The 13682-nt window shown below is 71.1% G+C and carries 17 protein-coding genes; 12 read left to right on the top strand and 5 right to left on the bottom strand.

The window, feature by feature from the left end; all coding sequences use genetic code 11:
* Positions 1-20: 20 nt before the first annotated feature.
* Both EV668_RS05765 and EV668_RS05760 read right to left on the bottom strand, forming a co-directional pair.
* Positions 21-1394: a glutamate--cysteine ligase gene (locus EV668_RS05765; RefSeq protein ID WP_133768855.1), complete on the bottom strand. Its 1374-nt coding sequence runs from the start codon at positions 1392-1394 to the stop codon at positions 21-23.
* Positions 1395-1517: 123 nt separating this feature from the next.
* Positions 1518-2261 (bottom strand): 16S rRNA (uracil(1498)-N(3))-methyltransferase, encoded by a 744-nt coding sequence (locus EV668_RS05760; protein ID WP_133768854.1) that lies wholly within the window; start codon positions 2259-2261, stop codon positions 1518-1520.
* A gap of 154 nt (positions 2262-2415) precedes the next feature.
* Here EV668_RS05760 and EV668_RS05755 point away from each other — a divergent pair, with 154 nt between their 5' ends.
* Complete coding sequence (locus EV668_RS05755) at positions 2416-2871, top strand: hypothetical protein (RefSeq protein WP_133768853.1); 456 nt, start codon at positions 2416-2418, stop codon at positions 2869-2871.
* A 56-nt stretch (positions 2872-2927) separates the two neighbouring features.
* Here the strand turns inward: EV668_RS05755 and EV668_RS05750 are convergent, their stop codons facing one another.
* On the bottom strand, positions 2928-3386 hold the full coding sequence (locus EV668_RS05750; RefSeq protein ID WP_133768852.1) for a DUF6101 family protein: 459 nt from the start codon (positions 3384-3386) through the stop codon (positions 2928-2930).
* 276 nt (positions 3387-3662) lie between these two features.
* Here EV668_RS05750 and EV668_RS05745 point away from each other — a divergent pair, with 276 nt between their 5' ends.
* Genes EV668_RS05745 through lpxK form a run of 5 tightly spaced genes read left to right on the top strand, consistent with a single transcriptional unit; the run spans position 3663 to position 7787 of the window.
* The gene (locus EV668_RS05745; protein ID WP_133768851.1) at positions 3663-4463 is read left to right on the top strand and encodes a 3'(2'),5'-bisphosphate nucleotidase CysQ; all 801 of its coding nucleotides are present in this window, start codon (positions 3663-3665) and stop codon (positions 4461-4463) included.
* 29 nt (positions 4464-4492) lie between these two features.
* A complete protein-coding gene (locus EV668_RS05740; protein ID WP_133768850.1) occupies positions 4493-4735 on the top strand; it encodes a DUF4170 domain-containing protein in 243 nt (80 codons plus the stop codon).
* Between the two features lie 9 nt (positions 4736-4744).
* Positions 4745-5494 (top strand): lysophospholipid acyltransferase family protein, encoded by a 750-nt coding sequence (locus EV668_RS05735; RefSeq protein WP_133768849.1) that lies wholly within the window; start codon positions 4745-4747, stop codon positions 5492-5494.
* Complete coding sequence (locus EV668_RS05730) at positions 5491-6795, top strand: 3-deoxy-D-manno-octulosonic acid transferase (RefSeq protein WP_133768848.1); 1305 nt, start codon at positions 5491-5493, stop codon at positions 6793-6795. The genes EV668_RS05735 and EV668_RS05730 overlap by 4 nt, the downstream gene beginning before the upstream one ends.
* Positions 6792-7787, top strand: coding sequence for a tetraacyldisaccharide 4'-kinase (lpxK, locus tag EV668_RS05725; protein WP_133768847.1), 996 nt, complete (start codon positions 6792-6794; stop codon positions 7785-7787). Before EV668_RS05730 ends, lpxK begins: the two co-directional genes overlap by 4 nt.
* A gap of 57 nt (positions 7788-7844) precedes the next feature.
* On the opposite strand, the gene EV668_RS05720 is transcribed toward lpxK, so the two are convergent.
* Positions 7845-8060, bottom strand: a complete 216-nt coding sequence (locus tag EV668_RS05720; RefSeq protein ID WP_133769996.1) for a DUF2093 domain-containing protein — start codon at positions 8058-8060, stop codon at positions 7845-7847.
* A 26-nt stretch (positions 8061-8086) separates the two neighbouring features.
* Positions 8087-9682, bottom strand: coding sequence for an exodeoxyribonuclease VII large subunit (gene xseA / locus EV668_RS05715; RefSeq protein ID WP_133768846.1), 1596 nt, complete (start codon positions 9680-9682; stop codon positions 8087-8089).
* Positions 9683-9786: 104 nt separating this feature from the next.
* Between xseA and EV668_RS05710 the strand changes: the two genes are divergently transcribed.
* From EV668_RS05710 to EV668_RS05685, 6 genes are all read left to right on the top strand, one after another.
* Positions 9787-10041 carry a type II toxin-antitoxin system Phd/YefM family antitoxin gene (locus EV668_RS05710; RefSeq protein ID WP_133768845.1) on the top strand — a complete coding sequence of 85 codons (255 nt, stop codon included), beginning with the start codon at positions 9787-9789 and terminating at the stop codon, positions 10039-10041.
* Positions 10041-10445 (top strand): type II toxin-antitoxin system VapC family toxin, encoded by a 405-nt coding sequence (locus tag EV668_RS05705; RefSeq protein ID WP_133768844.1) that lies wholly within the window; start codon positions 10041-10043, stop codon positions 10443-10445. The genes EV668_RS05710 and EV668_RS05705 overlap by 1 nt, the downstream gene beginning before the upstream one ends.
* Positions 10446-10575: 130 nt before the next feature.
* Positions 10576-11853 (top strand): phosphoribosylamine--glycine ligase, encoded by a 1278-nt coding sequence (purD, locus tag EV668_RS05700; RefSeq protein ID WP_133768843.1) that lies wholly within the window; start codon positions 10576-10578, stop codon positions 11851-11853.
* Between the two features lie 286 nt (positions 11854-12139).
* Entirely contained in the window at positions 12140-12379 is a 240-nt protein-coding gene (locus EV668_RS05695) for a type II toxin-antitoxin system VapB family antitoxin (RefSeq protein WP_133768842.1), read from the top strand.
* Positions 12379-12789, top strand: coding sequence for a type II toxin-antitoxin system VapC family toxin (locus EV668_RS05690; RefSeq protein WP_133768841.1), 411 nt, complete (start codon positions 12379-12381; stop codon positions 12787-12789). Before EV668_RS05695 ends, EV668_RS05690 begins: the two co-directional genes overlap by 1 nt.
* Positions 12786-13682, top strand: a complete 897-nt coding sequence (locus tag EV668_RS05685) for an alpha/beta fold hydrolase (RefSeq protein WP_133768840.1) — start codon at positions 12786-12788, stop codon at positions 13680-13682. The genes EV668_RS05690 and EV668_RS05685 overlap by 4 nt, the downstream gene beginning before the upstream one ends.

Below are 13682 nucleotides of genomic sequence, written 5' to 3'. Positions count from 1 at the left end.
GCCCTCATCCGGTCGGCGACTCAGCCGAACACCGCCTCGTCGAAGGCCGGCTCGACGGAGCCTCCCCAGTCGCCGTTGAACCGGTCCAGCCAGGCATCAGCCTGTGTGCGTCCGTCCGCGACGATGGCGTCGAGGACATCGAGATGCCGGGTCTCGTCGCTCCCGCCTTCATCGGCGCGGGCCCGCTTGGCGAGCCCCGCTCGCGCCAGGGCCAGGACCTCGCGCGACACCTCGCGCACCGTCCGGCCCGCGATCGTCGCCCGCAGGCCCTGTCGCGGCACCTCATCGCGGAGCCCCTGACGCTGCTCGGCCGACCAGCCGCGGACGATCTCCATCGCGCCGTCGAGCGCGGCCGAATCGTACAGAAGCCCCGTCCAGAACGCGCTCTGGGCGACGATCATCTCGGGGGGCCCGACATCGGAACCCCGCATCTCGAGGAAACGCTTGAGGCGGACCTCCGGGAAGATGGTCGAGAGGTGATTCGCCCAGTCCGACGACGTGGCTCTCTCGCCCGGAAGCCCCGGCAGCCGGCCGGCGAGCAGGTCGCGGAACGACTGCCCGGTCACGTCGTGGTAGGTGTCGCCGCGCTTGACGAAATACATCGGCACGTCGAGCGCGTAGTCGACATAGGCCTCGTAGCCCATGCCCTCGTCGAACACGAAGGGCAGCATGCCCGTCCGCGCCCGGTCTGTGTCGCGCCAGATCTCGGAGCGCATCGACACGAAGCCGTTCGGCTTGCCGTCGGTGAAGGGAGAGTTCGCGAACAGCGCGGTCGCGATCGGCTGAAGCGCCAGCGACAGGCGAAGCTTGGCGACCATGTCGGCCTCGGAGCCGAAATCGAGATTGGTCTGGACGGTCGACGTCCTGAACATCATGTCGAGGCCGAGCTGTCCGACCTTCGGCATATAGGCGGCCATGATGCCGTAGCGGCCCTTGGGCATGACCGGCGTCTCGGCGCGGGTCCAGGCGGGACTCATGCCGAGCGTCAGGAAGCCGATGCCGAGTGGATCGGCGACGCCCCGAACCGCCGCGAGATGCTGCTCGAGCTCACGCGCCGTCTCATGGACCGTCTGGAGCGGTGCGCCCGACAATTCGAACTGCCCGCCCGGTTCGAGCGAGATCGCCCCGCCTCCGGCCTGATCCGCGAGGCCGATGGGCCGGCCATCCTCCACGATCGGCTCCCAGCCGATCGCCCGCCCAAGTCCGTCGACCAGGGCCCGAATCCCCCGCTCGCCCTCATAGGGAACGGGCCGATGACCGGCCCGGTAGAAGGGGATCTTCTCGTGTTCCGTGCCGATCCTCCACTGGGAGGAGGGCTTCTCGCCGGCTTCGACCCAGGCCACCATCTCGTCACGCGACGAGATCGGTGTCGCGTCGGTGACGTCACGCGCCATGGGCAACCTCGGCTGGGCGGGACGAAACCCGCAAGACGGAGCGAGCCGAACAGCGACGCTCCAAGGGCGCTCGGCTATAGGGCTCCATGAGGGAGGCTGCAACGACGGTCTCAGGCTTGCGCATCACCTCCAGTCCCCGAGCGCGGACTGGAGGACGGCCAGCGCCGCGACCGCGGCCGTATCGGCGCGGAGAATGCGGGGCCCGAGCGAGAGCCGGCAGACACGGGGGCGCGCGAGGATCGCCTCGCGCTCCGAGGGGTCGAAACCGCCTTCCGGGCCGATCACGAGCGCGAATCCCACCGCCGGACCGGCCGATGCCAGCGCCGCGACCGGGTCCACCACCGGCGCGTCCTCGTCGCAGAAGACGACGAGGCGATCGGCCGGAAGTGCGTCGAGAGCCTGCGGCAGGCGCGCCTCCGGGACGATGCCGGGCAGCGCGAGGACGCCGCATTGTTCGGCGGCCTCGACCGCATTCGCGCGCATGCGCTCGAGATTGACCCGCGTCGCGACCGTCCGCCGCGTCAGGACGGGGCGAAGCTCGGAGACGCCCATCTCGACGGCCTTCTGCACCATGTAGTCGAGCCGGGCATGTTTCAGCGGCGCGAAGAGCAAGGCGAGGTCGGGCCGGGCGGTCTGCTCCCTGACGCGGCTGCCGACGCGCAGATGGGCCGCCTTCCGCCCCGACGGCTCGACCACGGCGCGCCATTCGCCGTCTCGCCCGTTGAAGACGTGGATCGCATCGCCGGCGCCGAGCCGCAGGACCGACAACAGATAATGCGCCGCCTGGCGCTCGAGCGGAACGAGGGCATCGGCCGCGAGATCCGAATCGACGAACAGCCGCTGGGCCGCAAAATCGTATTCTGCCAAGTCGGTCTCCGGCACTCTCGTTCAGCAGTGACGCAAAAGACGCCACAATCTCGTGTTTTCGGTTATCATCGATCCGATGCGGCCGTTTCCAACGCTTTCCGGATCCGTGCTATTTTTCCTCGTCCGAGCAGGGTCGAGATTTGGGGGGACGATCATGTCGCCGAAGTTGCGTGCGCCATCCATCGCATTGGGCCTTGCCGCCATTGCGGTTAGCGCCGTCAGCGGGCAGGCCTGGGCTCAGGCGTCCGGCTGCGGCGATGTCCAGAAGCACCTCGACCAGCGCCGGACGATCGCGCAGAGCCTGCAGCCGGCCAAGGGCAAGCAGCTCGACGCGAAGTTCGCCTGTTCAGGCTTCGGCCGCCTGGTCGCGAACGGCGAGACGCTGTTGAAATGGACCACGACCAACAAGGAGTGGTGCCAGATTCCGGACTCCTTCATCGAGAGCATCAAGGGCGATCACGCCAAGGCCACGGCGATCCGCGCGCGGGCCTGCAACATCGCCGCCAAGGTCCAGCAGATGGAGAAGCAGGCCAAGAGCGGCCAGGGCGGCGGGCTTCTCGGTGGCGGCGGCCTGACCGGCTCGACGGCCCTCCCGCGCGGCGCCCTCTGATCCGAGCCCGTCGCGGCGCTGCGACGACAACGATTCGAGCGCGCTTCGCCCAAGGTTCAGAGCGCGCGCCCTTCCACGATCTCGGTATTGCGGTGGACGAGGGGCCGGCGCGGCAGCCGGGAGGACTTGCGGCGTGCGAGGAATCGGGGCCTGCGGCCCGACAGCACGCCGAGGCGACGGCGCTCGATGCACGCGCCCACGACCAGCCGGCCGATCTGCGGATAGGGCTGCTGAAGGCGCCCGTCGGGGCCGGGAAGCAGGAGCGGAAGACCCGACGACGCGGCCATCGCCCGCCAGACCGCGATCACGTCCTCATGGTCGTAGAGGCCGAGCGTCACCAGCGGCTCGTCGTCCGGACCGCTGATATGGATCGCGAACCGTCCCTCCTCGAATTCGAGCGCGAGCCCGACCGGGCGGCCCGCCCCGGGAACCGATCCCTGCGCGTCCATCACGGGGAGGGGCGAAGCCTCGAAGCTCCGATCGTCCTCCGCCAGCCTTATTCCGTCACACACCATCACCGCCTCGCCCTGCCGAAGATCCGAGGGACCGATGGTCCCGACTGGATCGCCCGTTGAACCGACGACCCTTGTTGCCCGGTCGTTCAGTGGCTGCAGACTGGCCCGCGGGAGGCCGCAAAGCGCTTAATCGGAAGAGTTAAAGCTTTGTGGATCCATTGGTTTCCGGCGCCATCCTGAACGGAGCCTTGCCGCGATACCTTGAATTTTCGCCTTGCATCGCGGCCTCGGATTGCTTGCCGGGCCGGCCACCCTCCCCTACTGCTCGGTCTCTCGATGATCGCCTCCGACGAACTCCCCAGCCGCCTTCTGCCCCGCGTGCGCGACATCGCCGAGGAGGCAGGGCGTCTCGCCATGCGCTTCTTCCATCCGGAGCGCTCGACGTCGGCGCGGATCTGGTCGAAGGCCGGCGGATCGCCGGTGACGGAGGCGGATGTCGCCGTCGACACCTACCTCAAGGTCCATCTCAGCCAATTGCTCCCCGAGGCCGGATGGCTGTCCGAGGAGACCACGGACGATCGCCGCCGCCTCGAGCGCGATCTCGTCTGGATCGTCGATCCGATCGACGGCACCCGCGCGTTCCTCGGAGGCAACCGGGACTGGTCGGTCGCGATCGGGCTGCTGGTCGCCGGCCGTCCGGTGCTCGGCATCGTCAACGCCCCGGCTCACGAAACGCTCTACGAAGCGACGGCCGGGCGGGGCGCGTTCCGAAACGGCAGCCGGATGGCGGTATCCGCCCGGCACGATCTCGACACCGCCAGCGTTGCGGGGCCGGTCCCCTTCGTCGACCGGCTGGCGCGCCGCTATCCGGCCCTGACGCGGGCGCCGCGCATCCCCTCTCTCGCGCTCCGCATCGCGCGCGTCGCAGAAGGCGCGGTCGATGTGGGGCTCGTCTCGTCGAACGCCCGCGACTGGGACATCGCGGCCGCCGACATGATCCTGAGCGAGGCCGGCGGCGCGCTGTTCGACCTCGACGGCCTGCCGATCGGCTACAATCGGCTCGAGCCCGTCCATCCCGAGATGATGGCGAGCCCTTCGCAGTTGCAACATGGCCTCATCGACGCCATCAGAGCGTGACGTCCGATCCCCCTTCGCGGAGCGACATGATGAGCGAACACGCTGAACAACCCGGCAAACAGCTTCTGCACCTCGTCTTCGGCGGCGAACTGACGGATCTCGGCAAGGCCGATTTCCGCGACCTGTCGAAGCTCGATATCGTCGGCATCTATCCCAACTACGCCACCGCCTACACCGCCTGGAAGGCGAAGGCGCAGGGAACGGTCGACAACGCCCAAATGCGCTATTTCGTCGTCCACCTGCACCGCCTGCTCGATCCGGACGCCGCCTGAGTCGCGGCTGTGGGCTGGCTCAAGGAATTCGGCCGACGGCCGGGGGTTCAGAGGACGATCGGTCGCGCCCTCGCCGGCTATCTGCGCCTCGTCCACCGGACCAACCGGATCGTCGTCGAGCCCGCCGATCCCTACCCGCCCTTCGACGCAAACTGGCCAGTGATCGTGGCGATGTGGCACGGCCAGCATTTCATGCTGCCCTATCTGCGGCGTCCCACGGACCGGATCGCCAGCCTCGTCTCACGCTCCCGGGACGGTGAGTTCAATGCCATCGCCCTCGAGGAACTCGGGATCCACGCGATCCGAGGGTCCGGCGCGCGCGGCCGCGACCCGCGCGCGAAGGGCGGCGCCGCGGCCCTGCGGGCGATGCTGAAGGCCCTCTCGAACGACGAGAGCATCGTCCTCACCGCCGACGTGCCGAAGATCGCGAGGCGCTGCGGCGAGGGGATCGTGACGCTGGCGCGGCTCTCGGGACGTCCCATCGTCCCGGTCGCCGTGACCGCAAGCCGGCGCCTCTCCTTCGACAGCTGGGACAAGGCGAGCATCGGCCTCCCCTTCGGCCGCTGCGCCATCGTCGTCGGCGATTTCGTCTCGGTGGACCGCGATGCCGACGCGGTCGCCCTCGAGGCGGTCCGCCGTACCGTCGAGAGCGGCCTCGACGACGTCCATCGGCGGGCCTTCGCGCTCGTCGGCCGCGACGATCCCGGGCGCGGCCTCGCCGAGCTGTCGCGATCCCCGGCGGCGGGCCGAGCGGCGTGAGCCGGCCCGTTCCCGCCCCGCTCGCGGCCTACCGGATCGCCGCGACGCTCCTGTCCCCCCTCGCCGCGCCGTATCTGCGCAGACGCGCGGATCGCGGCAAGGAGGAGCCGGAGCGGCTCGGAGAGCGGTTCGGCCGCACCGATCGCCCGCGTCCCGACGGCCCCCTCGTCTGGGCGCATGGCGCCTCGATCGGCGAGACCCAGTCGCTGCTGCCGCTCATCGGGGCCCTCGTCGGACGGGGCCTCTCCGTCCTCGTGACGTCCGGCACGCGCACCTCGGCGGAGATCCTCGAGAAGCGGCTGCCGGCGGGCGCCTTCCATCAATACCTTCCGCTCGACGTGCCGCGCTATGTGCGGCGCTTCCTCGACCATTGGCAGCCCTCGCTCGCCCTCTTCGCGGAATCGGAGGTCTGGCCGAATCTCCTCGTCGAGATCGACCGCCGCGCGATCCCGCTCGCCCTCGTCAACGGCCGGCTCTCGGCCCGCTCCCTCGCGGGATGGCAGCGCGCGCCCATGACCGGACGCGCCGTCTTCGGGCGCTTCACGCTCTGCCTCGCGCAGAGCGAGGGCGATGCCGAACGCCTGGCGCTGCTCGGTGCGCCCGTCGCCGCGGTGTCCGGCAATCTCAAATTCGACATCCCTCCGCTGCCGGCCGATCCCGCCGACGTCGAGGCTCTCGCCGGCCGGCTCGCGGGCCGGCCGCTGTGGATGGCCGCCAGCACGCATCCCGGAGAGGAGGAGGAGGTCGTCGCCGCCCATCTCGCGCTCCGCGCGCAGCGGCCGGGGCTGCTGACGATCCTCGCCCCCCGCCACCCCGAGCGCGGCGACGCCCTGGCCGAGGATGCGCGCGGCTCGGGGCTGTCCGTCACGCGCCGATCGCTGGGCGAGCCGGCCGAAGCGGCCGGAGACCTCCATCTCGTCGATACGGTCGGGGATCTCGGGCTGTTCTACCGCATCGCGCCGCTCGTGCTGATGGGCGGCTCGCTCGTCCCTCATGGGGGACAGAACCCGATCGAGCCGGCACGGCTCGGCGCCGCGGTGCTGCACGGCCCGCATGTCGCGAATTTCGCCGAGATCTATGAGGCTCTCGACGCGGCCGGAGGCGCCCTCGCCGTCGACCCGCCCGAGCGCCTCGCCGCGACGGTCGCGGAACTCCTGCGCCAGCCGGGCCTGATCCGCGGCATGGCGCGGGCCGGCCACGCGACCCTCGGCCGGTTCGGCGGCGCGCTGGCCCGGACGCTCGAGGCTCTCGCCCCCTATCTGCCGCCGGAGAACCCGGCCGGAAGCAGGGACCCGGCGTGAAGGCGCCCGGCTTCTGGTGGCGGCCGCCCGGTCTCGCATCGGCGGCCCTGGCGCCGGCAGCCGCGATCTACGGCCTCGTCGCCGGGCGCCGCATGGCGAAGCCGGGCGTGACGCCGCCCGTTCCGGTCGTCTGCATCGGCAATGTCACGGTCGGCGGCTCGGGCAAGACCCCGACCGCGCTCGCCATCGCCGCCCTGCTGCGGGACGCGGGACGGCGGCCGTCCTTCCTGACGCGGGGCTATGGCGGTTCGCTGGCCGGCCCGGTGCAGGTCGATCCGGCGCGGCACGGCAGCGCCGAAGCGGGGGACGAGCCGCTTCTCCTCGCGCAGGGGGCACCCAGCATCGTCTCCCGCGACCGCCCCGCGGGTGCGGCCCTCGCCGCCTCGCTCGGCGCCGACGTGATCGTGATGGATGACGGGCTCCAGAACCCGTCGCTCGCCAAGACCCTCTCCTTCGCCGTCTTCGACGGCGCGGTCGGAATCGGGAACGGATGCGTGCTGCCAGCGGGCCCCCTTCGGGCGCCGCTCGGGGCGCAATGGCCGCGGATCGATGCGGCGATCGTCATCGGGGCCGGCGAGGCCGGCGACCGCGTGGCGGAGGATGCCGCCTCCCGGGCGATCCCCGTGTTCCGGGCGCGCCTCCGGCCGGATCCGGACGTCGCCGACCGCCTGGCCGGGCGACGCGCCCTCGCCTTCGCCGGGATCGGACGGCCGGCGAAGTTCTTCGAGACGTGCCGAGAACTCGGGCTCCTGGTCGAAGCCGAGCGCGCCTTCCCGGATCACCACCCCTACCGCGCAGTGGAGATCGCCGCTTTGCTCGACGAGGCGGAGCGGGCCGGCCTCGTCCCCGTCACGACGCAGAAGGATGCCGTCCGGCTCGCAGGGCTCCGGGGGGGCGAACCCCGGCTCGGCCTGATCCAGACCGTCCCGATCACCTGCGCCTTCGACGAGGCGGACGACGTGCGCCGGCTTCTGTCGGATCGCATCGGGTGACACCCCGCTCGAGATGGCGCCGGCGGATGGCGGGCCGAAATCAGCGGGACGCGCGGATCACACGCCCTTCGGCTGCGGCTGGCCGAGTCGGTCGAGCACGGCCGCCGGCGAGACATAGGCCTCCTGCCGTTCGACGCTCCAGTATTTGAGATCGTCCAGCGGGATCTGCTGCTTCGTCTGCGCACAGAGCACGTAGCGGCCGGGCCGCACGACCCGGATGTTCGAATCCCGGTATTCCACGACGGCCTCGCCGCCGCCCGCATGTCTGTTCATCACGGCCACATCCGTTCCGGTGACGTCTACTGCTCGAAGAGGCTCGGCTGGGCAAGGGCGCGATCGGACGCCCCCGTCCGCTTCACGCGCTGGCCGGGACCGCCGCCCTCGGCCGTGACCCGGCGGCGGCCATCGGCGAATTCGAGCTCGAGCGCCTGCCCCGACGCGATCCCGTCCGCGCGCGGCAGCGCATGGCCTTCGGCCGAGCGGACCACCACATAGCCGCGCTCCAGCACGGAGCGGTAGCCGAGGCTGCCCAGCAGGGCCGAAAGAGCGGAGAGCCGCGCCTCGCGCCGCTCCACGCCGCCGGCCAAGGCGCGCGCGCTCCGCGCCGCGAGGGCGGCGAGGCGTTCGCGTGCCCGCTCCAGCCTGATCGTCTCCGCCCGCAGCGCCGTCAGGCGGCCGACCGCGAGACGGCCGGCGAGATCCTCGAGCCGACGCCCCCGCTCCGCCAGGAGCCGCGACAGCGCCGGTCCGGGCTTCGCGGCGAGCGCATCGAGACGGGCGCGCGCCGTCGCGAGGGCGACGCGCGGCGAATGGCGCCCGAGCCGGTCGGCGAGCCGGCGCAGCCGGGCCTCATGGTCGCGCGCATTGGCGAGGAGCGCGGGCGGGAGCCGCGCGCTGGCGAGATCGAGGCGCTGACGCCGTGCGGCCAGCAGCATGTCCGGCGAGGGCAGCGCCCGCGCCGCGCCGCGCAGGTCGCGCCGCCGGGTCTCGACGCCCCGCCGCGCCCCCTGTTCGAGCCGGGAGGCGAGGCCCGCGACCTGCATGACGAGTTCGGACCGGACCGGCACCGCCATCTCCGCCGCGCCCGTCGGCGTCGGCGCCCGGACGTCGGCGGCGTGGTCGAGCAGCGTCCAGTCGGTCTCGTGGCCGATCGCGGAGATGATCGGGACCGCGCTCGCGACGGTGGCCCGCACCACAGCCTCGTCGTTGAACCCCCACAGGTCCTCCAGCGAGCCGCCGCCGCGGGCGACGATAATCACGTCCGGCCGTGCGATCGGGCCGCCCTTCGGCAGGGCGTTGAGCCCGGCGATGGCGGCCGCGACCTCGGCTCCGGACGTCTCGCCCTGGACGCGGACGGGCCAGAGCACGACGTCGCGTTCGAAGCGGTCGGCGAGGCGGTGGAGGATGTCGCGGATGACGACGCCGGTCGGCGAGGTCACGACGCCGATCACGCGCGGCAGGTAGGGGATCGGCCGCTTGCGCTCGGCCGCGAAGAGCCCCTCCGCCGCAAGCGTCTTCCGGCGCTCCTCGAGCAGCGCCATGAGGGCGCCCGCGCCGGCGGGTTCGAGCTGCTCGACAACGATCTGGTAGGTCGACTTGCCGGGGAAGGTCGTGATGCGCCCGGTCGCGACGACCTCTAGTCCCTCCTGCGGCTTGAAGCGCAGCCGCGAGGCCGCGCTTCGCCAGACCACGGCGTCGAGCCGCGCGTCGCGGTCCTTCAGGCAGAAATACATGTGGCCGGAGGAATGCGGGCCGCGATAACCGAATACCTCCCCGCGCACCCGCACGAGGCCGAACCGGTCCTCCAGCGTGCGCTTCAGCGCGCCGGCGAGTTCGGCGACGGACCATTCGGGCGCATTGTCGGGCGCTTTGGTGGATTCGGGCGCTGCGGGCATGGCGGGCTTGTAGCACGGATGCCATCGGCCCGCCGTCACCGCTCGTCCCATATCCGCGACCGGCGTCTCATGCTAAACTGGCTAGACTAGCCAGGAGACCCGCGATGGTTTGGGCCTTGCAGGATGCGAAGAACCAGTTCTCCGAAGTGGTGAGGCGGGCTCGCGCCGAAGGCCCGCAAACGGTGACGCTCCGAGGCGAGAGGGCCGCCGTGATCCTCTCCGCCGAGGATTTCGACGCGCTGAAGGCGGGAAGGCCCAGCATCGTCGATACCTTGCTCGCCGGTCCCGACTGGGACGAGGGCCTGATCGAGGACATCACGAAGCGCTCCTCGGCGCCGAGCCGTGACGTTCCGCTCTGATGTATCTCGTCGACACCAACGTCCTGTCGGAGGCGAGGCGGCGATCGCCCGAGGCGGTGTCCTGGCTGCGATCGGTCGATCCCGGAGGAATCCATCTCAGCGTGATCACGCTCGGAGAGATCATGCGCGGCATCGCATTGCGCCGCGGCAGCGACCCCGTCGCCGCAGGCCATCTCGCCGAATGGCTCGCCCGCCTGCGGCGCGACCATGCGGACCGGATCCTTCCGATCACCGACCAGGTCGCCGTCGAATGGGGCCGGCTCTCGGCCATCCGGCCGCGCGGCGATGCCGACGGGCTGATCGCAGCGACGGCGCTCGTCCACGACCTCATCCTCGTGACCCGCAACGTCGCCGACTTCGTCGATACGGGCGTGTCGATCGTCGATCCGTGGAATCGAGGCTGAGAGCAGACCTGCTCGCGCCCACCGGGTTGCGCCACGCCCCCTCCGCCCCTCGCGGCGAAAGCCGGGGTGAGCGGATGGGAAAGGTCGCATTGCCGTTGCCGCGCGCCGCCCTCCCCGCTAGGCACCCGGCATGAACATCCTTCTCATCGGCTCCGGCGGCCGGGAACACGCTCTGGCCAAGGCGCTCTCGGCGAGCCCGCTCTGCGACGCCCTCTTCACGGCCCCCGGCAATCCCGGCACGGCCAGCCACGGCACCAACGTGCCGCTCGACGTCGCCGACCACGCAGCCGTCATCGCCTATTGCCGCGAGGCGGCCATCGGCTTCGTCGTCATCGGTCCGGAAGCGCCGCTCGTCGCCGGACTCGCCGACGATCTCGAAGCCGCCGGGTTCCGCTGCTTCGGCCCGAGCGCGGCCGCCGCGCAGCTCGAAGGCTCGAAGGCCTTCACCAAGGAGTTGGCGAGCGAGTTCGACATCCCGACCGCCGCCTTCGCCCGCTTCTCCGATCTCGACCCCGCCCTCGCCCATCTGCGTGCGGCCGGCGCGCCGATCGTCGTCAAGGCGGACGGCCTCGCGGCCGGCAAGGGCGTCGTCGTCGCCGCCACGGTCGCGGAGGCAGAAGACGCCGCGCGCTCGATGCTCGGCGGCGGGCTCGGCGCGGCAGGAGCGGAGATCGTCGTCGAGGAATGCCTCGTCGGCGAGGAAGCAAGCGTCTTCGCGCTCTGCGACGGAACCCATGCCGTGCTCTTCGGCACAGCCCAGGACCACAAGCGCGCCTTCGACGGCGACGAGGGGCCGAATACCGGCGGCATGGGCGCCTATTCGCCCGCGCCCGTCGTGACGCCCGCCCTCGAAGAGGAGATCATGGCGCGGATCATCCGCCCGACCCTCGACGGGATGCGTGCGCGCGGCACGCCCTTCCTCGGCATCCTCTATGCCGGCCTCATGCTGACGGCGGACGGCCCGAAGCTGATCGAATACAACGTCCGCTTCGGCGATCCCGAGGCCGAGGTGCTGATGCCGCGCCTGCGCACCGATCTTCTCGCCGCGATGATCGCCGCACGGGACGGCACGCTCGACACGCTCGAGCCGAGCTGGTCCGACCATGCCGCCCTTACCGTCGTGATGGCGACGAAGGGCTATCCCGGCGCGGTCGGAAAGGGCTCGGTGATCCGCGGCGTCGACGCGGCCGAAGCGATCGGCGGGATCACGGTCTATCAGGCCGGCACGGCCCGCTCGGGCGAGGACCTCGTCGCCTCGGGCGGGCGCGTCCTCGCGGTCACCGCCCTCGCCCCCTCCATCGCCGAGGCGCAGAGCCTCGCCTATCGCGGCGTCGAGGCGATCCAGTGGCCCGAAGGCTTCTGCCGGCGCGACATCGGCTTCCGGGCGGTGGCGCGGGAGCGCGGCTGAGACGGTCGGCGGGGCTCCTCCAGCGGGGGACGATCACCCTCCCCTGGAGCGGGAGGGTCGCCGGCGAAGCCGGCGGGGTGGGGTGAAACCGGCCTCTCCGAGTCGTCATGCGCAGTGTAGTGAATGGCGTGCATCACCCCACCCCGGACCTTCGGTCCGACCCTCCCCCTCCAGGGGAGGGTTTGTTCCCTGCTCCTGAGTCCGACCGCTCATCGATCCCGCAGGCATGGGCCGGACATCGGGGGCGGGCTATAAGGCCGATTCACCGCCACCCGCGAGGAGCGCCATGGCCGTTCTCATCAGGGATGCCGAAGTCGAGCATCTCATCCGCGAGCTGTCGATCCGCACCGGAGAAGCGATCACGGAGGCCGTGCGGATCTCCATCGCCGAGCGGCTCGCCCGCATGTCCCCGAACGAGCAGGAGATCGCCCGCCGCAGGCGCCGCCTGCGCGAGATCACCAATTATTTCGACGCCCTTCCGCGCCAGCAGGCCGCGGACGAGGATATCGAGGAGAACCTCGTCTGATGGTCGTCGACACCTCGGCGCTCGCCGCGATCCTGTTCAACGAGCCGGAACGCGCCTTCTTCACCGATCTCATCCTCCAGATGCCCGGCGTCGCGACCTCGACCGGCGTCGTCCTCGAAACGGACGTCCTGCTCCGCCGCCGCTTTCCGGGCTACGAGGGCAAGGCGCTGGACGAGCTGCTCGTGGTCCTCGGCATCGAGGTCGTGCCCTTCGACGAGACGCAGACGGCCCTCGCGCGGGCGGCCCTCGCCTCCTACGGGCAGGGGCGCCATCCGGCCGCGCTGACCTTCGGCGACTGCCTCGTCATGGGGCTCGCGCGCCAGCGCGCCGCCCCGCTCCTGTTCAAGGGCGACGGCTTCGCCCTGACCGATATCGAGCCCGCGTGGCTGCCCGAGGACCATCCGGCATGACCCGAGACCTCTTTCCCGGCTTCGACTCGCATTGGATCGACACCGAAGCGGGCCGCATCTTCGCGCGGGCCGGGGGAGAGGGGCCGCCGCTGCTCCTGCTGCACGGCTTCCCGCAGACCCATGCGGCCTGGCACAGGATCGCGCCGGCTCTCGCGCGGACCCACCGCGTCGTCTGTCCGGATCTGCGCGGCTATGGCTGGTCCTCCGTCCCGAGGGACGGAGAGGGCCATGAAACCTATTCGAAGCGGGCGATGGGCCGCGACGCCGTCGCCGTGATGGAGGCGCTCGGCCATGTCCATTTCGGCATCGTCGGGCACGACCGGGGCGGGCGCGTCGCCTATCGCCTCGCCCTCGACGAGCCCGGCCGGATCGAGCGCCTCGCGCTGCTCGACATCGTGCCGACCCTCGTCGCCTGGGAGCGGATCGAAGCCGGTCTCCAGCCCGCCGCCCATTGGGATTTCCTGAGCCGGCCCGCCCCGCTGCCCGAGGAGGAGATCGGACGCGATCCCCTGCCCTATTTCGAGGGCCTCATGCGCAAATGGTCCGGAAAGGGCGAGCTCGACATCTTCGATCCGGCCGCGCTCGAATCCTACCGCCAGAGCTGCAACGAACCGAACCGTATCCACGCCTTCTGCGAGGATTACCGGGCCGGACGCACGCTCGACCGCGAGCAGGACGCGCGCGACCTCGCCGCCGGCCGGACCATCGCCTGCCCGTCCTTCCTCGTCTGGAGCCGGGGCTATCTCGAGAAGGCCGGCGCGGAGGCTCCGCTCGAATCCTGGCGTCGCACCTTCGCGCCGCGCATCGACGGCGCGTCTGTCGATGGCGGCCACTTCCTGGCCGAGGAACGGCCGGACGAGACCCTCGCGGCTCTGCAGCGGTTTTTCGGCTGA

Origin of the sequence: Enterovirga rhinocerotis (assembly GCF_004363955.1) — a bacterium.
Taxonomy (GTDB): domain Bacteria; phylum Pseudomonadota; class Alphaproteobacteria; order Rhizobiales; family Beijerinckiaceae; genus Enterovirga; species Enterovirga rhinocerotis.
Note: the sequence above shows the minus strand (reverse complement) of the source record. Positions and strands in the feature narration are given on the sequence as shown.